Origin of the sequence: Conexibacter sp. CPCC 205762 (genome assembly GCF_030646155.1) — a bacterium.
GTDB lineage: Bacteria > Actinomycetota > Thermoleophilia > Solirubrobacterales > Solirubrobacteraceae > Conexibacter.
The window spans coordinates 354,083-372,173 of the sequence record NZ_JAUTDN010000001.1; the positions used below are offsets into that span (position 1 = coordinate 354,083).

The 18,091-nt window shown below is 73.5% G+C and carries 18 protein-coding genes and 1 tRNA gene; 6 read left to right on the forward strand and 13 right to left on the reverse strand.

Annotated features, from left to right (window positions below; genetic code table 11):
- Positions 1–29: 29 nt before the first annotated feature.
- Complete coding sequence (locus tag Q7L73_RS01630; RefSeq protein WP_304688620.1) at positions 30–1,169, reverse strand: glycosyltransferase; 1,140 nt, start codon at positions 1,167–1,169, stop codon at positions 30–32.
- Positions 1,170–1,395: 226 nt separating this feature from the next.
- Between Q7L73_RS01630 and Q7L73_RS01635 the strand changes: the two genes are divergently transcribed.
- A complete protein-coding gene (locus Q7L73_RS01635) occupies positions 1,396–3,330 on the forward strand; it encodes a diguanylate cyclase (RefSeq protein WP_304688757.1) in 1,935 nt (644 codons plus the stop codon).
- 21 nt (positions 3,331–3,351) lie between these two features.
- On the opposite strand, the gene Q7L73_RS01640 is transcribed toward Q7L73_RS01635, so the two are convergent.
- A complete protein-coding gene (locus Q7L73_RS01640) occupies positions 3,352–4,389 on the reverse strand; it encodes an LLM class F420-dependent oxidoreductase (protein WP_304688622.1) in 1,038 nt (345 codons plus the stop codon).
- Complete coding sequence (locus Q7L73_RS01645) at positions 4,389–5,114, reverse strand: SDR family oxidoreductase (RefSeq protein ID WP_304688624.1); 726 nt, start codon at positions 5,112–5,114, stop codon at positions 4,389–4,391. The genes Q7L73_RS01640 and Q7L73_RS01645 overlap by 1 nt, the downstream gene beginning before the upstream one ends.
- Before the next feature lie 56 nt (positions 5,115–5,170).
- Here Q7L73_RS01645 and Q7L73_RS01650 point away from each other — a divergent pair, with 56 nt between their 5' ends.
- On the forward strand, positions 5,171–6,535 hold the full coding sequence (locus tag Q7L73_RS01650; protein ID WP_304688626.1) for a hypothetical protein: 1,365 nt from the start codon (positions 5,171–5,173) through the stop codon (positions 6,533–6,535).
- Between the two features lie 53 nt (positions 6,536–6,588).
- Here the strand turns inward: Q7L73_RS01650 and Q7L73_RS01655 are convergent, their stop codons facing one another.
- The 7 genes from Q7L73_RS01655 to Q7L73_RS01685 form a co-directional block, all read right to left on the reverse strand.
- Positions 6,589–8,031 (reverse strand): hypothetical protein, encoded by a 1,443-nt coding sequence (locus Q7L73_RS01655; RefSeq protein ID WP_304688628.1) that lies wholly within the window; start codon positions 8,029–8,031, stop codon positions 6,589–6,591.
- A gap of 22 nt (positions 8,032–8,053) precedes the next feature.
- Positions 8,054–9,589 (reverse strand): FAD/NAD(P)-binding protein, encoded by a 1,536-nt coding sequence (locus Q7L73_RS01660; RefSeq protein WP_304688629.1) that lies wholly within the window; start codon positions 9,587–9,589, stop codon positions 8,054–8,056.
- A 110-nt stretch (positions 9,590–9,699) separates the two neighbouring features.
- Positions 9,700–9,773, reverse strand: a tRNA-Ile gene (locus Q7L73_RS01665).
- Positions 9,774–9,820: 47 nt separating this feature from the next.
- Positions 9,821–10,531, reverse strand: a complete 711-nt coding sequence (locus Q7L73_RS01670) for a TetR/AcrR family transcriptional regulator (RefSeq protein WP_304688630.1) — start codon at positions 10,529–10,531, stop codon at positions 9,821–9,823.
- Positions 10,532–10,561: 30 nt separating this feature from the next.
- On the reverse strand, positions 10,562–11,290 hold the full coding sequence (locus tag Q7L73_RS01675; RefSeq protein WP_304688632.1) for a TetR/AcrR family transcriptional regulator: 729 nt from the start codon (positions 11,288–11,290) through the stop codon (positions 10,562–10,564).
- Between the two features lie 325 nt (positions 11,291–11,615).
- Positions 11,616–12,023, reverse strand: a complete 408-nt coding sequence (locus Q7L73_RS01680) for a cyclic nucleotide-binding/CBS domain-containing protein (RefSeq protein WP_304715477.1) — start codon at positions 12,021–12,023, stop codon at positions 11,616–11,618.
- Between the two features lie 278 nt (positions 12,024–12,301).
- Complete coding sequence (locus tag Q7L73_RS01685) at positions 12,302–13,459, reverse strand: discoidin domain-containing protein (RefSeq protein ID WP_304688636.1); 1,158 nt, start codon at positions 13,457–13,459, stop codon at positions 12,302–12,304.
- 101 nt (positions 13,460–13,560) lie between these two features.
- Here Q7L73_RS01685 and Q7L73_RS01690 point away from each other — a divergent pair, with 101 nt between their 5' ends.
- Positions 13,561–13,713 carry a hypothetical protein gene (locus Q7L73_RS01690; protein ID WP_304688638.1) on the forward strand — a complete coding sequence of 51 codons (153 nt, stop codon included), beginning with the start codon at positions 13,561–13,563 and terminating at the stop codon, positions 13,711–13,713.
- Positions 13,714–13,749: 36 nt separating this feature from the next.
- On the opposite strand, the gene rfbC is transcribed toward Q7L73_RS01690, so the two are convergent.
- Positions 13,750–14,298 (reverse strand): dTDP-4-dehydrorhamnose 3,5-epimerase, encoded by a 549-nt coding sequence (gene rfbC / locus Q7L73_RS01695; protein WP_304688641.1) that lies wholly within the window; start codon positions 14,296–14,298, stop codon positions 13,750–13,752.
- Between the two features lie 98 nt (positions 14,299–14,396).
- On the opposite strand from rfbC, the gene Q7L73_RS01700 reads away from it, so the two are divergent.
- Positions 14,397–15,281: a MurR/RpiR family transcriptional regulator gene (locus Q7L73_RS01700; RefSeq protein ID WP_304688643.1), complete on the forward strand. Its 885-nt coding sequence runs from the start codon at positions 14,397–14,399 to the stop codon at positions 15,279–15,281.
- 34 nt (positions 15,282–15,315) lie between these two features.
- Here the strand turns inward: Q7L73_RS01700 and Q7L73_RS01705 are convergent, their stop codons facing one another.
- Positions 15,316–16,110, reverse strand: coding sequence for a thioesterase family protein (locus Q7L73_RS01705; protein ID WP_304688645.1), 795 nt, complete (start codon positions 16,108–16,110; stop codon positions 15,316–15,318).
- A 102-nt stretch (positions 16,111–16,212) separates the two neighbouring features.
- On the opposite strand from Q7L73_RS01705, the gene pdxS reads away from it, so the two are divergent.
- Positions 16,213–17,097, forward strand: a complete 885-nt coding sequence (gene pdxS, locus Q7L73_RS01710) for a pyridoxal 5'-phosphate synthase lyase subunit PdxS (protein ID WP_304688647.1) — start codon at positions 16,213–16,215, stop codon at positions 17,095–17,097.
- Positions 17,098–17,101: 4 nt separating this feature from the next.
- Positions 17,102–17,665 carry a pyridoxal 5'-phosphate synthase glutaminase subunit PdxT gene (gene pdxT / locus Q7L73_RS01715; RefSeq protein WP_304688649.1) on the forward strand — a complete coding sequence of 188 codons (564 nt, stop codon included), beginning with the start codon at positions 17,102–17,104 and terminating at the stop codon, positions 17,663–17,665.
- A 27-nt stretch (positions 17,666–17,692) separates the two neighbouring features.
- On the opposite strand, the gene Q7L73_RS01720 is transcribed toward pdxT, so the two are convergent.
- Complete coding sequence (locus tag Q7L73_RS01720; protein ID WP_304688651.1) at positions 17,693–18,091, reverse strand: hypothetical protein; 399 nt, start codon at positions 18,089–18,091, stop codon at positions 17,693–17,695.

Here is an 18,091-nt window from a genome sequence, read left to right on the forward strand (position 1 = left end):
GCACAGCCGCGCGCCCACTGCGGGCGCGTCTAGCCTTCCCGCGCGAGCCGCTCGACGAGGTCGGCGGCGCGGGCGGCCGCGTCGTTGGCGGCGCTCCACGCCGCCAGCTCGGCCGCGCGCCGCCGCAGCGCAGGCTCGTCCAGCGCCCGCTGCACTGCCAGCCGCACCGTCGCGGGGCGCAGCAGCCGCCACGGCAGCCGCACGCCCGCGCCGGCCCAGTCCAGCCGCGCCGCGTTCTCGCCCATGTCGCCCGCGACCGGGCAGGCGACGACCGCCGCGCCCGAGTGCAGCGCCCGCACCATCGTGCCGTGGCCGACGTGGCAGAGGACGAGCGCGCACTGGGGCATCGTGCGCGCGTAGGAGACCCACTCGACGAGCCGCGTGTTGTCCGGCACGGTCACGGGCGCTCCCTCCAGCGGCCGCCGGTTCCAGGTCGCCAGCACGCGGATCGGCAGCTCGCCGAGGCCCTCCAGCGCCGCCCGCAGCAGTCTGTGCTCTCTGTCCTGCGCTGTCGACGGGGCGACCAGCACGAGCGGAGCGTCGCCCGGCGGCAGCTCGACCGGGTCCGACGGCGGCTCCCACAGCAGCGGCCCGACGACGTGCGTCTGCGCCGGCCAGTCGCGCGGGTACTCGAGCTGCGGATAGGTGCCGACCAGCACCAGCCGCTCGCTGAGGCCGCCGTGGACGCGCTGCACCGGCGGCAGGTCGAGCTGTGCGCGCGTCTCGTTCAGCTCCCGCTGCCCGTAGCGCAGCCCGCGCTCGACGAGCGGGTCGAGACGCTGCCACAGGCGCCGCCCGAGCGCCGTCCGCGGCCAGCGGGCGCCGAACGAGTACGGCGGCGCGCCGGGCGGCGGGGCGGGGTGGACGTGGGGGACGAGCGTCGCGGCTGGGATGCCCTCCAGCTCCGCCGCGAGCGCCGGCGCGAGCGTGAGGATGTCGGCGACGACCGCGTGCGGCCGCGCCCTCGCGACCGCCGGGCGCGTCTCCGAGACGGCCCGCACGACCGCCTCGTACATCGTCATCGGCCGCTCCATCGTCGGGAAGACCGGGTACTCCGGCGCGGCAACGAAGGTCATCCCCGCGGCCTCCACGTCGGCCTGCCAGCGCGACCAGGTCTCCATCGTGACGGCATGCCCGCGGCGGGCCAGCTCGCCGCCGAGCGCGAGCATCGGGAAGGCGTGACCGGGGTCTCCGAAGGCGCCGAGGAACAGACGCAGAGACGACGCGGACGAATTACCGTTTACCGGTGCAGAATGTCGGGAGGTTTGATGAGCTTTAATGACCTGTGGCACGGATGACCAGCGATGACGTTGGGGGCCCATGACGCGAGTGGCCACTGAGCGGCCGCGAGAATACGACGGTTCGGCGACGGACGGCGCGGATGCGGGCGTGAGCATGCCCGCAACAGCGCCGAACGAGCCTGAACGCCTCCGCGCGCACGGCGTGCGGGCGGCGCTGATCGCCGGTGCGCTCGCACTGGCGGTGCTGGTCGCCGCCGTCGTCGTCGAGCTGCCTTCGACGCCGCGGATCGTCGTCGCGGTCGTCGCGGGCCTCGTCGCCCTCTCGGCGCTGTGGGTGCTCGTGCGCGCGCTCGGCAGCCTGCGGGTCGCGCAGGCGCAGCTTGCGCGGCGAGAAGCTGACGCTTTGCGCATGGCTGACCTCGACGAGCTGACCGGTCTCGGCAACTATCGGATGTTCACGCGCCAACTTGCCGCTGAGGTCGCCCGCTCGCGGCGCCACGACGATCCCTTCTCGCTCGTGCTGCTCGACCTCGACGGCTTCAAGGCGATCAACGACGAGCTGGGCCACCTCGCCGGCGACGACGCCCTCAGGCACGTCGCCGCCGCGCTGCGCGAGACGCTGCGCGAGGAGGACGTCTGCTGCCGCCAGGGCGGCGACGAGTTCGCGGTCGTCGCGGTTCGCGCCGGCGCCGTCGAGGCGGCCGACCTCAGCCGCCGCCTGACGGAGGCGATCGAGCACATCCCGTTCGGCGTCAACGGCGAGCGGCGGCTCGGCGCCTGCGCCGGCTGGGCGACCTTCGGCGAGCCGGCCCGCAGCGCTGACGAGCTGATCCTGCGCGCGGACGCCGCGCTGCGCGAAGCCAAGCGCGCTCGCGGCAGCGACAGACCGCCGCGCCAGCGGCCGGCGACCTCCGAGTCGCGCCGCCAGGCCGGCCGCCTCGGCCGTGGCGAGACGGCGCGGCTGGCGCTGCTGTCGGGCCTCGCCCGCGCGCTCGCCGGCGCCCGCGACGAGCACACGCTGGCGGAGACGACCGTCGCCTTCCTGACCGGTGCCTTCGACTCGATCGGCTCGGCCGCGCTCGCGACCTGGCCGCATGCCGCCGGCGACGAGATCAGCGCCGCGACCGTCGAGCCGCGACTGATCGTGCTCGGCTCCGGCGGCGAGGCCGACGCAAATGGCCGCGCGCTCGCCGGCCGCTCCAGCGTCCGCCGCGCACTCGCGGCCGCCGGGCCGGCGGTCGTCGAGGAGGAGCGTGGCAGCCGCTGGATCGACGGCGCGCTCGTGCGCAGTGAGCTGGCGGTCGCGGTGCCGGACGGCACCGGCGTCTGGGGCTGCCTGCTGATCGCGTGCGACCGGCCGCGCGCCTACGGAATCGTCGAGCGCGCGCTGGCGGAGGCGATCGCCCAGCAGCTCGGCCGTGCGCTCGCCTGCCGGCGGCTGCTCGACAAGCTCAGCGTCTCCGGCTTCGGCGAGCTGTACCGGATCGCCGCCGACGCCGACGCGGAGGTCGGCGGCAGCGCCGTCGCCGGCGAGGAGAGCGACGACGCCGAGCAGTGGCGCCTCGCCGACCTCGCCTGGCAGCTCGGCCGCGCGCTCGACCTCGCCGACGACGAGCGCCGCCAGCTCTACCTCGCCGCGCTGTTCCACAACGTCGGCACCGTCGGCGTCCCGGCCGCGCTGCTGGCGCACCCGGGCGAGCTGCACGACGAGGAGCGCGCGATCCTGCGCGAGCACCCGCTGATCGGCGAGCGGATGCTGAGGGCGCTGCCGCTGCTGCGCGACGCGGCGCCGATCGTCCGCCACGAGCACGAGCGCTGGGATGGCGGCGGCTACCCGGACGGGCTCGCCGGCGTCGAGATACCGCTGGAGTCGCGGATCCTGCTCGCCTGCGACGTCTACGTCGCGATGACCTCGCCGCGGCCGTGGCGCTCGCCGCGGACGCCGGCCGCCGCACGCGGCGAGCTGCGCCGCGTCGCCGGCGCGCAGCTCGACCCGCGCGTCGTCGACGCGCTGCTGGAGCTGCTGGAGGAGCCGCTGACCGATCGCGACGACGACGACGAGCGCTCCCCGGCCCCGGCCGGCGTGTGAGCGCCCCGGCAGCAGCGTCTCCTAGACCGCGGCCAGCTCGGCGACGAGCCGCAGCTGTCTGAGCCGCTCCTCGGCCGTCCACGCCATCGGCGAGACCATCAGCGTGCCGACGCCGGCGTCGCGGAAGACCGCCAGCCGCTCGCGCACGACGTCGGCCGGGCCGGCGAGCGTGACGAGGTCGATCAGCGCGTCCGGGAGCGCCGCCATCGCTTCGTCGCGGTTGCCGTCGAGGTACAGCTCCTGGACCCGCAGGGCTTCCTGCTCGAAGCCGTAGCGCTGCACGAGCCGGTTGTAGAAGTTCTGTCTGCGCGAGCCCATGCCGCCGATGTAGAGCGCCAGGTACGGCCGCATCGCGTCGCGCGCCGCGGCGCGGTCGTCGGTGACGAAGACGTTGACGGTCGGGGCGATGTCGAAGCCGTCGAGCGAGCGACCGGCGCGCGCCGCGCCCTCCTCCAGGTGGCCGCGGAACTCGGCGACGTGCTCGGGGCTGAACAGCGTCGGGATCCAGCCGTCGGCGATCTCGCCCGCCAGCGCCGTGTTCTTCGGGCCGATCGCGGCGAGGTAGACCGGGATCCGCTCCTGCAGCGGGGCGATCGTCAGCTTCAGCGCCTTGCCGGGCCCGTCGGGCAGCGGCAGCTCCAGCGTCTCGCCGTGGAACTCGACGCGCTTGCGCTCCAGCGCCATCCGCACGACGGCGACGTACTCGCGCGTGCGCTGGAGCATTCTGCCGTAGCGCTGGCCGTGCCAGCCCTCGGCGACCTGCGGCCCGGAGGCGCCGAGACCGAGCAGCATCCGCCCGCCGGACAGCTGGTCGATCGTCGCCGCGGTCATCGCCGTCATCGCGGCGCTGCGGGCGGGGATCTGGAAGATCGCCGAGCCGAGCTTGATCGTGGAGGTGCCGGCGGCGAGCCAGGCGAGCACGGTCGCGGTGTCGGAGCCGTACGCCTCCGCCGCCCAGACCGAGTCGTAGCCGAGCCGCTCGGCCTCCTGCACGATCTCCAGCTGCTCCTGGGAGGTGAGACCGAGCCCCCAGTAGCCGATGTGGACGCCGAGCCGCATCAGAGCACGTCTCCGGGCCGTTCGAAGACGATCTCGGGGACGATGCAGGCGGGCGAGAGCTTCAGCAGCAGCCGCACCGCCTCGGAGATGTCCTCGGGGCGGATCATCGCCTCGGCGGCGACGCCGCCGGCCTTCGCGAAGTCGGTCATCGGCGTGTCGACGAAGGCGGGGCAGAGCGCGGTCGACTTGATCCCGTCGCCGTTCAGCTCCTTGTTCATCGCTTCGGTGAAGCCGATCACGGCCGCCTTCGTCGCCGAGTAGACCGACAGCCACGCCTGGCCGCGCTTGCCGGAGATCGAGGAGGTGTTGACGACGAGCGCGCTGCGGTGCTCGGCGCCGGCCGCCCGCAGCAGCGGCGCGCACGCGCGGTAGAACAGCACCATCGCGCGGACGTTGACGTCGAGCTGCATGTCGAGCTTCCTCGTCTCGATCTCGGCGACGGGAGCGCCGATCCCGACGCCGGCGTTGTTGACGAGCACGTCGAGCCGGCCGAAGCGCTGCTCGTGCGCGGCGACGACCGCCTCGACCGCCGTCTCCTCCGACAGCGGGCCGGCAACGTCCTGCACGTCGTAGCCGGCGTCACGCAGCTCCTGCGCGGCAGCCGCCAGCTTCTCCGGCCGGCGCGCCGCCAGCGTCAGGCCGTAGCCCTCCTCGCCGAGCATCCGCGCGATCGCCAAGCCGATCCCGCTCGATGCACCGGTCACGATCGCCGCTCGCTGCGCCATCTCTGCTCCTCCCGCTCTCGGTCTCCTCGCCGCATCCAATCACTACGCTGTTCCGGATGCGCCAGCGCACGCCCGAGATCGTCGCCGTGACCGTGCTGGCGCTGCTGGTCGTCCTCTTCGCCGTCTTCGGGTCGGGCGGCTCCGGCGGCGACTCGGGCGGGGGCGAGACGGTCTCGCCGGAGCGGCTGGCGCGGGTCGAGAGACGCGTCGAGCAGCTGCGCGGGCTGCGCTTCAAGCGGCCGGTGAGCGTGACCGTGATGACGCCGGCGGAGGTCGAGGCGTACGGCGTCAGAGACGAGCAGGCGAGCGAATCGCGCGAGCGCGTGGAGGCCGGTGAGGAGCTGATGAAGCTGCTCGGCCTGCTCGCGCCCGACGTCGACATGGACGCGGTCACGGCCTCGATCTACGGCGAGCAGGTCGCCGGCTTCTACGACCCCAGAACGGAGCGGCTGGCGCTCGTGGAGGGCGTCGGGATCGACGACGTGACGCTCGCCCACGAGCTGACGCACGCGCTCGAGGACCAGCACTTCGACCTGCAGCGGCTCGGCGGCACCGGCGAGTCCTCCGACAGCGGCACGAGCAGCGACGACGACCGCTCCAGCGGCGAGTCGGGCCTGGTCGAGGGATCGGCGACCGCGGTGATGCTGCGCTACCTGCAGCGCTACCCGGGCGCGCTCACGTTCGGCGACGCGCTCGACCAGCTCGGCGCCGCCAGCGGCTCGACCCCGCTGCCGCCGTACATCATGTCGTCGCTGCTGTTCCCCTACGAGCAGGGCGAGCAGTTCGTCGAGGCGCTGCTGGCGAGAGGCGGCTGGAGCACGGTGAACACCGCGCTCAGATCGCGCCCGCCGCTGACGACCGCCGACCTCTACGAGCCGTCGCGCTGGTTCGCGCGCACGCGCCCGGCGTCGCTGTCGCTGCCGGCCGGCGACGCCGCCGGGCCGGGCTGGAGACTGCTCGAGCGCTCGACGCTCGGCGAGTTCGACCTGCGCGCGGTGCTGGCGGAGGCGATCGGCGCCCGCGCGGCCGCGACGCTCTCCGGCGGCTGGCAGGGCGGCAGATACGCGCTCTGGCGCCAAGGCCCGCTGCCCGCCCCCGACTGCGCGGCCCCGTGCATGCAGCGCGACGCCTTCACGCTGCGCCTGCGCTTCGACAGCCCCGCCGCGGCCGGAGCCGTCGCGGCGGCATTCGGCAGCTGGCTGGCAGCCGAGCACGACGCCAGACGCGCCGCCGCTGCCGAGCTTGCGCCGAGACGCGCCGTCGACTCCGCGGCCAGAGGCGCGCCGGCCTCAGGCGCCGTCGCGACGGCCACCCGCTGGACGCTCGCCGGCGGCACCGCCGCCGTGACGAGTGCCGACGGCGCCGACGTCACCCTCACGCTCGCGCCGACCCCGGCGCTCGCCGCCCGCCTCTCGCGGTAGCCGGCGCAGCACCTCGGGCCGACGCAGGCGCGGGCCGCGGGTGGCGGCGCCGCCTATGGGCAGCGCGGCTGGTCGCGGTCGGCGGCGGCGCGAAAGCGGCCGAGCGCGGCGGCGTGGGCGAGGATGAACTGGTCCGGCTGGTCGCCGGCGATGCGACGGCCGGCGGCGAAGGCGAGGAACGGCGGTCCGCTGGTGGCGGCGCCGGCCGGGCAGGCGCGGATCACGGCGACGGCCGCGTCGACCTGCGCCGGCGACAGCTCGCGCTCGCCGCCTGAGGCCGCCAGCGGCCGCGTGAACAGCACCGGATCGCCCGGCCGCACCAGCAGCGACCCGACCTGCAGCACGCCGAGCGCCGCGGCGACGCCGATCGCGACGCGCATCGCGGGCAGTCGCGCAGCGCTCTGCACCGACGGCGGTTCCCCGACGCACCCGCCGGCCTCGGCTCGCGTGGGTTGCCGCAGCACGGCGGTGGCTGCGGCCGCGGCGAGGCACAGCAGCGGCGGCTCGGCGACGACGACGATCGTCAGGTAGCTGCCGGTCTTGAAGAGCGTCAGGAACAGCAGCAGCGCCCCGAGCGCGGCGGCAGCGAGCGCCCGCAGCAGGGCCGGGTCGCCGATCCGCGCCCGCAGCGGCCAGGCGAGTGCTGCACAGGCGAGCAGCGGCAGCAGGTTCCAGCCGCCCTGCGCCCACAGCCCGCCGACGTAGGAGAGCCCGGCGATGCCGCTCTCACGCTGCGCCGTCAGCGCCCCGTCGACGACGTCGCCGCCGTAGAGCGCCAGTGACGCCAGCGCCAGCACCGCGCCGGTCCCCGCGAACCCCGCCAGCGCCCGCACCCGCCCGCCGCGCGCGACCCCGAGCAGCAACAGCACGAGTGCCGGCAACGCGAACGCGAGCTTGAACGCCGCCGCCCCCGCCGCCAACCCACCCGCCAGCAGCGCATTCCACACATCCGCGCCGCCACCCGCGCCGGCCGCGCCGCGCTTTGCCGCATCCGCGCCGCCATCTGCGGCATCCGCGCCGCGTCCGGCGCTGCCCGCCGCGAGCGCGGCCGCCAGCAGCAGCGGTGCGGCGAAGGTCTCCGGCAGGAGCTGCGCGTGCTCGCGCAGCGCCCACGGCGTCACGAGCGCCAGCAGGGCGGCGGCGACGGCAGCCGGGCGGGAGGCGGTCAGGCGCCAGACGGCGACGAGCACGAGCGCCGAGGTCGCCAGCTCGACGACGGCGAGCGCGGCTCGCAGCGCCGTCAGCGTGTCGCTGACGCTCAGCACGCCGGCGGCGACGAGGTAGATCGGCGGCGGCTGCGCAGCAGCCACGTCGCTGTAGAGGCCGTGGCCGTCGGCGACGAGCCGACCGGTGAGCGCGTAGACGCCGTCGGAGAACTCCCAGTAGCCGTTGCGCTGCCACAGCGCCAGCAGCACCAGCAGGGCGACGGCGCCGAGCGCCCAGACGACGACGGCCGAGCGGCCGAGCGCGCTGCGCGATGCGGCGGGAGCGGGCACCGCGGGGGAGGTTACGTCAGCATCAGGCGACCGCGCGCTGGGCGCAGACGGCCGTGCCGCGGGCGGCCAGCAGCGTGCCCAGCTCGGCCGCCTGGCAGCGGATCTCCGGCACCGCGGTCGACTCCCACAGCTGCCCCCGCCGCAGCGCGCCGAGCGTGTAGAGGCCAGGGGAGGGGTGACCGTCGCAGTCGCGCAGCTCGCCGTCGAGGTCGGTGTCGAGCCCGAGCCCGAGCGTGCCCGCGCGCGCTCTGCCGGCGGCGATCAGCTCGCTCAGCAGCGGATCGGCGGTCGGTGAGGGATCGGGCCCGGTGCAGTTGACGACCGCGTCGACGACCACTCGCGTGACGCCCTCGTCGCCGCGATAGACCAGCTCGATCGGCCCCGCGCCTGCTCCAGAGCTCGTCTCCGAACGCGACGTCGCGGCACGCGCCATCGCATCGGACCCGACCGGCGCGACCCGCTGCAGCGCGCCCGCGCGCAGCTCCAGCCGGTCGCTCTCGCGCAGCTGCGCGACCCGCGCCGCAACGTCAGGCGCCATCCGGTGGCGGTGGATCTCCCAGCGGCGCGCGTGACGGGCGAGGAAGCGCGCCTGCTCGCTCACCGGCAGCGCCCGCCACAGCTTCTGCGTGTACGGCCGCACACCGTCGACGGCGGAGCGCCAGTCGCCGCCGGCCGCGACCTCGGCCAGCGCCGCGCTCTCGACGTGCGCCGCCAGCCGGTCGGCCGTCAGCGGCCCCAGCGGCGGGCGGAAGGTCGTCAGTCTCTGCGGCGCGCGTGAGCGGTGCGCGCGTGGCAGCACCCCGCGCCGCGACAGCGCCAGCAGCCGCGGCCCGCCGCGCCCTGCGCCGCCCGCGTCCGCCGCGGCGAGCGCGCCTCCGCCGAGGCCGCCACCGTCCGCCAGCGAGATCGCGACGTCGATCATCGTCAGCCCGCTGCCGATCACCGCGATCGTCTCGGCGCCGGTGGCCGCTGCGAGCAGCCGCGCATGGTCCCACGGGTCGCCGATCCAGCCGGGATGGCCGAGCAGCTCCGGCACCACGCCGGAGGGGACCCGCGGCCGGTTGACGCCGACCGCCAGCACGACCGCGTCGGCCGCCATACGCGCCCCGCCCTCGGTCACGACCGTCCAGGCGGCGCCGTCGGCCGCGTCACCACCCGGCTCGACCGCAACGGCCTCGTCGCCGACCCGCTCGACCACGGCGCCCTCGGGCGCATCCGCACACGTGTCGGCGAGCAGCTCGCGCAGGTAGGCGCCGTAGGCGAGCCGTGGCGCGAACGTCCCCGCGGTCGCGTCCGGATCGCGCGAGCGCAGCCAGTCGAGGAAGTGATCGGGCAGCGCGGGCAGCGCGCTCATCCCGCCCGCGACGACGTTCAGCAGATGGCGCGGGTCAGGCGTGGAGAAGGCGACGCCGGGGCCGGGCTCGGCCTCGCGCTCCAGCAGCGTCACGTGCAGCGGTCCGCCGCGCCAGGCGCGCAGCAGCTGGACCGCCGTCGCCGTCCCCGCGAAGCCCGCGCCGACGATGACGACGCGGAACGGGGCGGTGGGAGACAGCAGCACGACCCAAAGTAGATCAAATGGATCGACTTCGGGCAGTCTGACCGCGCGAAGGCGCCGTCAGGGCCTGGAACGAAGAGAGCCCCGCCGCAGGGGCGAGGCTCTCGAAACGATGGCCCAGCCAGGACTCGAACCTGGGACCAATGGATTATGAGTCCACTGCTCTAACCAACTGAGCTACTGGGCCGTGTCGTCGAACGCGACGCTACCAGAGGTGGCGCGCGACCAACAGGATCAACCGTCGGAGCCGGGGGCGGGGGCGACCGTTGCGCGCCGCTCCTCGTTCTCGCGCACCGCTCTCTCCGCCGCTCTGTGGCCGACGAACGGCACCAGCGCGCAGTAGACGAGCTGCGGCAGCATCTCGACCAGTTCGTCGGCGGCGTCGCGCAGCAGCCGCGTGTAGATGATCTCGTAGATCCCGCCGACGACTATGTCGGCCGCCAGCTCGGGCACCTCGACGCCCCTCGGGGCCTCGACTCTGCCGGGTGCGAGGAAGTCGACGAAGACGCGCATCGCGGCGTCGCGACGGCCGCGCGCCTCCGGCCCGGCGGCGACGACCTCGACGATGCACATGCGCGCGAAGGCGGGCTCGTCGACGAGGTAGTTGACGAACGCCTCCAGCCCGTCGTGGACGCGGCTCGTCCACTCCCCGCCAGCGCTCTCGTAGGCGTGCCCGACGCCGGCGAGCATCTGCTCGACGACGGTGTCGTAGGCGGCGAGGAAGCACTCCTCCTTATCGGTGAAGTGCTCGTAGAAGGTGCGTCGTGAGAGCCTCGCGCGGGCGATGATGTCCGCGACGGTCGTGTTCGCGTAGCCCTGCTCGGCAACGGCTTCGGCGACGGCGAGCAGCATCCGCTCGCGCTGGTTGTGCACGACGAAGCGCCGCGGAAGGCCGTGACGGCCGCGGGGCAGGCGCTGGGGTGCTCGATCTGAGGCTGCAGGCACCTGGCGACCATAGACACGCTCAGAAAACATCTATGTTCCGCCCGTTCTTCTTGATTCCGGATTCAAAGCGATCACGCTGCCGCCGGAGGCGTCGGCGAGGGAGAGCCGGCCGGCTGCGGCGCTGCGGACGGCGGTCGCGCGCGCGGCGCCGACGAACGGCGCCAGCCACACGTACAGCACGTCGGGCAGCAGCTCCGGCAGCGTCGCGGTCTCGCGGTTGAGGATGCGCGCGTAGATGACCTCGTAGACGCCGCCGACGATCACCTCGGTCAGCACGGGGGGGACGTCGGAGGGATCGTCGCCGCGGCCCTCTTCGAGGAAGGCGGCGAAGCGGCGCATCGCCTCGTCGCGGCGGGCGAGCGCGCGCGGACCGGCGGCGAGCACCTCGACGATGCACAGCCACGCCAGCTCGGGCTCGTCGGCGGCGTAGCCGAGGAAGGCGCCGAAGCCGGCCTCGAGCGCATCCCTGCGGGAGCGTGCGGTGGAGGTCGCGGAGCGCACGCGCGCCATCACCTGCTCGACCGCCTCGTCGTAGGCGGCGAGGAAGCACTCCTCCTTGTTGGCGAAGTGCTCATAGAAGCTGTTGCGGGAGACCCCGGCGACGGCGACGATCTTGCTGACCGAGGCGGCGCGATAGCCGTCCTGTGCGACCACGTGGGCGATCGCGGCGATCAGTCGATCACGCCGGGGACGCAACGGGAAGCGAAGCGCGACGACCTCTCCCGGGTCCGACTGGATGGGCTCGATCTGTGATCCCACGAGCCGACAGTAGCCGCTGCGCAGCCCGTTGACAACAGAAGACGGGGACGTTTATAGTTTTTCTGTGCAAGGGCTGCATCGAGCCCTCGCAAACGCGAAGGTGCAGGACTTCAGACGGCGTTCCCGCACGGCGGAGTCGTGCGGGCGGACATGCCGCTCGGCGCCTCTCGTCCGAGCCAGTGTGCGCCCGCAGGGTTCCCTCCCCCGGGAACACCCGGTATGGGGCTACGTGCCAGCCTCATGCTCGACGCGGCCGGGGCGTGCGGATGGGATCCGCCCCGGCCGCGTCATGTAATCCATCGCCGTCGTCGCGTCGGACGAGCCGTCAGACGCGCGCGATCGCGCGCACCTCGCCGACGGGCCCCTCGGAGCCGTCGAGCAGGTCGGCGCGCCGCAGCATCCCGATCAGGCGTCCCTCGTCGGTCACCGGCGCGCTGGCGATGCCGCGCTCGGCCATGCGACTGCGGACGTCGGCGATCGGCGCGTCCGCGTCGACGACCGAGACCGCATGGGCCAGCAGCCCGATCCGGACCGAGTCCGGATCGCGTCGCTCAGCGACGACGCGCACGACGTCGGCCTCCGACAGGATGCCGATGACGGTGCGATCTTCCCCGCAGATCGGGAGTGCGTCGACCCCGAATGCCGCGAGTTTGCGCGCGCCGTCGAGCACCGTTTCGTACTCGCTGACGCACTCACCGATTCCGGTGACGAACTCCCGTGCCGTCTTGCACATACTGCTCCTCCTGTATTGCGCCCCCCCATTGCACTTGCACGAACGTCGGCGGTGCTCTCTCGGCACGACCAGGTACGAAGTTCCCCAACTTCGAACGCCGGCACACCGCCAAATGGCGGAATGGTTGGTAGACGCGACCTCCTCAGGAGCGCTGCGGATGGGATTGCCCCTTCAGCTTCCCAGCCAAGACGCTCGCGTTCAAGTGACAACCGTCGCGAACTGTTCACCACTGGGCGCGGGGACGCGCCAGCTTCCGGAGCAGCGGCGGTGCGCCGGCGCTACTCGGGCTGCTTGGAGATGATCTGCAGCTCGCCGATCTCGGCCTGTCTGGCGCCGGCCGGCAGGCCGGTGACCCAGATCAGCACGTAGCGGGCGGTCGTCCCGCTCGGCAGCGTGATCGTCGTCTTGCCCGGCGTCTGCTCCTTCGTCGCCAGATGCGACCAGCCGGGCGCGGTGATCGACTTCGGCGGGCCGTTGCGGGCGCCGTAGACCTCGAAGGTCATCCCCGGCGTCGGCGTCGACAGCACCAGTCTGGTGATTCTCTCGGGGGTCACGAGGTCGACGTAGACCCCGAGCTGCGGATTGGTCGCCGGGTCGTCGAACTCGGGCGTCTTCCAGGCGGTCGTCGGCGAGCCGTCGGTGATCAGCGTCGCGTCGCCGAGATCCGCGTCGCCCTCGACGTACGGCGCGTAGGGGATGGCGGCGGCGGAGAGCGCGACGTTGGCGTCGATCAGTCTCGGTCTCGCCGCTCTTCTCTGCGCTCTCCCGCTGTCGGGATCGTCCTGGACGCTGCCGTCGTCGCTGCCCGTGTCGACCTCGCCCGCGTCGTCCGGCGGCGGATCGGGGTTGGGCGTCGAGGTGTCGACGTCGTTGGACAGGTCGGGCACGTCGCTGGGAGCGGCGGAGGAGCCGCTGCCGGAGCTTGGCGAGCCGCTGCTGCCGGCGCCGCTGCCGGAGCTGCTCCCGCCGCCCGTGCCGCCGCTGCCTCTCGTGCTCGTGTCCGGCAGTCTCAGCTCGCTGCCGCTGTCGGGCAGCGTCGCGTCGGCCGGCGGCGTGGTCACGGTCGGCTGCGTGACCGGCGGCGGCGCCTGCGCGATCGTCGCGGCCGGGGGAGGCGGCTGCTTGCCGTCCTGCAGCAGCGTGAAGCCGGCGGCCGAGGCGGCGCCGACGAGCACCGTCAGCGTCGTCGCGATGCCGACGACGGGGCGCAGCGCGTGGCGCTGCCTGCGCGGCAGCTCAGAGCCGCACTCGAGGCACCAGTGCTGGTCGGCGTCGGTGACCGGCGCGCCGCATCTCGGGCAGCTGCGGACCGCCGTCGCCTCCGCCTGCGGGGCGGACTCGGCGGCGCCGTCCTGCGGCTGCGCGGTATCGTCGGCGACGGTCGCCGACGGCGTCTCGGGCGACTGGGTCTCGGGGGCCGGCGTCTCCGGATCCATGCCCCACACGCTACCCGATCGTCTCCGCGGCCTCGCCACGCGCGAGCGCGGCGCATACGCGCGGACCGTGGGATAAGCTCCTGCTCATGCTGACGTTTGCGATGTCCACTGCCGCCAACTTCACGGTCGCCCTGCTGATCACGTTTCTCGGGATCGGCGTCGTCGCGAACGTCCTGATCGCCTACGCCGTCGCCCAGGTCGCCGGCGAGCGCGCGCAGAACGCCGAGCTGCGCAACAGCCCGATCGAGGATTGAGCAGCGGCCCGCGGCAGCGCCGCGGGCCACCACCGCTCAGAAGGGAAGCGAGCCGGCGATCTCTGACAGCCGCGGCGCCTCGGCGTCGCGCTCGGAGACGACCGGCTCGACGTCGTCGGGCCAGACGATCCCGACCTCGGGGTCGTCATAGGCGATCCCCGACTCGGTCGCCGCGTCGTAGTAGTTCGAGCACTTGTAGGCGACGTCGGCGACCTCGCTCGTGACGCAGAAGCCGTGCGCGAAGCCGACCGGCACGAACAGCTGGCGCATCGTCTCGTCGTCGAGCGTGAACGCCTCCCACTGCCCGAACGTCGGCGACGCTCTGCGCAGGTCGACGACGACGTCGACGATCGCCCCGCGAGAGCAGCGGATCAGCTTCGCCTGCCCCGGCGAGGTCTGGAAGTGCATCCCGCGCAGCGTGCCGCGCCGCGAGCGCGAGTGGTTGTCCTGCACGAACGCGACGTCGACGCCGGCCGCGGCCCAGGCGTCGGCGCGGAAGGTCTCGGCGAAGAAGCCGCGGTGGTCACCGAAGACCTGCGGCTGCAGCAGCACGAGGCCCGGGAGTCTGGTCGGAATCGTCTCCATCGGAGCGCCAGCTTAGTGACTGGGGAGCGCAACTCGTGTCGCCGGACGAGGGTTCTGGGGAGGAGTCACCCTGCCTCCCGTCGAAACCTTCGCTGCCTATGAAGCGAGCCACCGCCACGACTCCCACCGCGCCGCCGCCGCCGCACGGACACCAGGCGCTGTCCGACTACATCACCGCCCGGTTCGACGAGTTCTCGCGCTCCCAGAAGGATGTCGCGCAGTACATCGTCGACCACCTGGACGAAGCGGCCTTCCAGACGGCCGAGGAGCTGGCGCGCCGCGCCTCGACCTCGTCGAGCACGGTCGTGCGCTTCTCGCAGGCGCTCGGCTTCGAGGGCTTCCCAGAGCTCCAGCAGGCGGCCCGCGACGAATACCGCCGCCGCCCCGCGGGCGCCGGCGCCGTCGCCCCCGAGACGAGCGTCGCCCCGCTCTTCTCGCTCGACCAGACCGAGTACGAGACCGCTCTCGCGACCGACCACGTCAACGTCGAGGAGACGGCCCGCAAGCTCTCGCGCAGCGAGTTCGAAGCGGCGATCGAGGCGATCGCGAGCGCGCAGAAGGTGCTGATCGCCGGCACCGACCAGATGGCGTTCTTCGCCAGCTACCTGCGCCACCTGCTGTCGCTGCTCGACATCCGTGCCGAGGTCGTCGCAAGCCCGTCGCAGGAAGCGCTCGGGCGCCTCTCGCGGATCGACGAGACGACGCTCGTGATCGGCCTCTCGGCCGGGCGCCCGCATCCGCTGATCGCGCGCACGATGAAGCTCGCGCGCCATCGCAGAGCGCCGACGATCGCGATCACCGACGCGACCCTGTCGGAGGTCGCGCGGCTGGCCCGCGTGCGCCTCTACTACTCGTCCAACAGCCCCGCCTACGTGCGCTCGCACACCGCGCTGCTGTCGCTGATCCAGGCGCTCGCGTACGGCGTCTACTCGCGTGACGCGCAGCAGTACGACATGCGCATCAAGGCCTACCGCCTGAAGTAGTCCTCGCTGGCGTCGCGGAGCGGTGCGGGCTCGTTCACCGCTCCGCGACGTACAGCCCCTGCAGCGACCGCCCGAGCCGGCCGCGTCCGTCGAACAGGACGCTCTCCGCCAGGCCAGCGCCGCTGCGGCCGACGCGCGTGCGCGCGTCCAGCCCGACCCACTCGCCTTCCGGCAGCCGCTCGACGTAGATCGTCAGGTCGGGGTTGATGAAGAGGTGGGTCGCCCACGGCACCGCCGAGCTGATGCCGTTGCCGAAGTCGGCCGCGGCCGCCAGCCGCTGCAGCGGCGTCGGCCGCTCGCCCGCGACGAGCGGGACGCGCAGCCGGAACCAGGCGACCGCTGGGCCGACCTCGTCGAAGGCGCCGCGCGCCATCCGCACCTCCATGCCGTCGCGCGCGAACATCGTCGGGCCCGTGTCGAACAGCTCCATCCTGACCGCGGCGCTGTCGTCCGGGCCGGGCACGTCGGGGGCCGGGTCGACCTCGTCGGGCGCCGGCACGTCGGCCCGCCGCACGCGCAGCGCGAGCGCCCGGCAGACGACCGTCTCGCCGGCGTGCAGCTGCGCTTCGACCAGCTGCACGCGGCCGCCGGGGCGGACGATCCGCGTCTCGACCCGCAGCGGCGTCAGCGGCACCGGCCGTATGAACTCGCAGGTGAGGCGCAGGACGGCCATCGGCACGTCGCTGTGAAACGCCTCCAGCGCGCCCGCCAGCAACCCCGCCGGGGCGCCGCCGTGCTGCGCGGTCGGATCCCACGGGCCGCGCGCAAGCTCGGTCGGGCGGAATCGATCGGGACCGTCGGGCTGGAAGATCGCGTCGCCGTCGCTCATGCCGCAGCAGGCTAGCGGTGCTCCATCGCGGTGGGTCGCGGGCACCCGCGTTGGACGCCGCCGGAGTGCGTTCACGGCTGGGTCACAGCTATATTCCGACCAATGCGCGACGAAGCAACGTTTACCGTCAAGGCCGGCCTCGCCGAGATGCTCAAGGGCGGCGTGATCATGGACGTGGTCACCCCGGAGCAGGCGAAGATCGCCGAGGCCGCGGGTGCCTGCGCCGTGATGGCGCTCGAGCGGGTCCCGGCCGACATCCGGCGCGACGGCGGCGTCGCGCGCATGTCCGACCCGGAGATGATCAAGGGCATCCAGGAGGCCGTCACGATCCCCGTGATGGCGAAGGCGCGGATCGGCCACTTCGCCGAGGCGCAGGTGCTGGAGTCGCTCGAGATCGACTACATCGACGAGTCCGAGGTGCTGACGCCGGCCGACGAGGCGCACCACATCGACAAGTGGGGCTTCAAGGTCCCGTTCGTCTGCGGCGCCACCAACCTCGGCGAGGCGCTGCGGCGCATCGGCGAGGGCGCGGCGATGATCCGCTCCAAGGGCGAGGCCGGCACCGGCGACATCGTCGAGGCGGTCCGTCACATGCGCAAGATCAAGGGCGAGATCAAGCACCTGCAGGGGCTTGACGACGCCGAGCTGGCGACCGCCGCGAAGGACCTCCAGTCGCCGCTGGACCTCGTCCGCAAGGTCGCTGCAGACGGCAAGCTGCCCGTCGTGCTCTTCTGCGCCGGCGGCATCGCGACCCCGGCCGACGCTTCGCTGATGATGCAGCTCGGCGCCGAGGGCACGTTCGTCGGCTCCGGCATCTTCAAGTCGGAGAACCCGGAGCACCGCGCGAAGGCGATCGTCGAGGCGACGACCCACTTCGCCGACGCCGAGCGCGTCGCCGCCGCCTCGACCGGCCTCGGTCAGGCGATGTTCAGCCTCGAGACCTCCAAGCTCGAGCACGAGCAGCTGCTGTCGCAGCGCGGCTGGTAGTCGCTTGACCGCCCTGGTCGGCGTCCTGGCGCTCCAGGGCGACTTCGCCGCGCACGCTCGCATGCTGCGCGGCCTCGGCGCCGACGTCCGTGAGGTCCGCGTTCCCGCGGACCTCGACGGTCTCGACGGCCTCGTGATCCCCGGCGGCGAGTCGACGACGATGACGCTCGGGATCGAGCGCGAAGGACTCGGCGACCCGCTGCGCGCCTTCGCGGCCGGCGGCAGGCCGGTCTTCGGCACCTGCGCCGGGCTGATCATGCTTGACCGCGACCATCTCGGGATCCTCGACGCGCTCGCGACCCGCAACGCCTTCGGCCGTCAGGTCCACTCGTTCGAGGAGGACCTCGCGATCGCCGGGATCGACGGGCCGCCGGTGCGCGCGGTCTTCATCCGCGCGCCGTGGGTCGCCGAGCACGGCGACGAGGTCGAGGTGCTGGCCGCCGTCGACGGCCATCCGATCGCCGTCCAGCAGGGCAACCTGCTCGCGATCAGCTTCCACCCGGAGCTGACCGCCGAGACACGCCTGCACGAGCGCTTCCTCGCGCTGGTCGCGAGAACGAGCCGCTAGGCGAGCTCTCGCCATGCCGACGAGCGCTCAGCGCGAGCTCGGCACACGGTCGCGCGCATAGCGGCGGAAGGCCTGCTCGAAGGAATCCCAGTCCCAGTCCCAGTCGCGCGGGGGCGGCTTCGGACCGCGACCGCCGCCGCCACCGCCGCCACCGCCTTCGTCCTCGTCGGTGCCGGGGGATTCGCCGCGGCCGAGCCAGCCGGCGGTGCAGACCAGCTCACTGGCGACCAGCAGCGCGATCGCGCCGGCCAGCACGGAGCCGGCCGTCAGCGCCAGCGCGGCGATCGCGTAGCAGAGCAGGCCGATCGCGACGATGAAGCCGCGGACGCGCAGATCGATCCTTCTCGCGGGCGGCGGCGCGAGGTACGCGAGCAGCAGCGAGCCGATCAACAGCAGCGCGAGCGACAGCTTCAAGGCCGTGGCCAT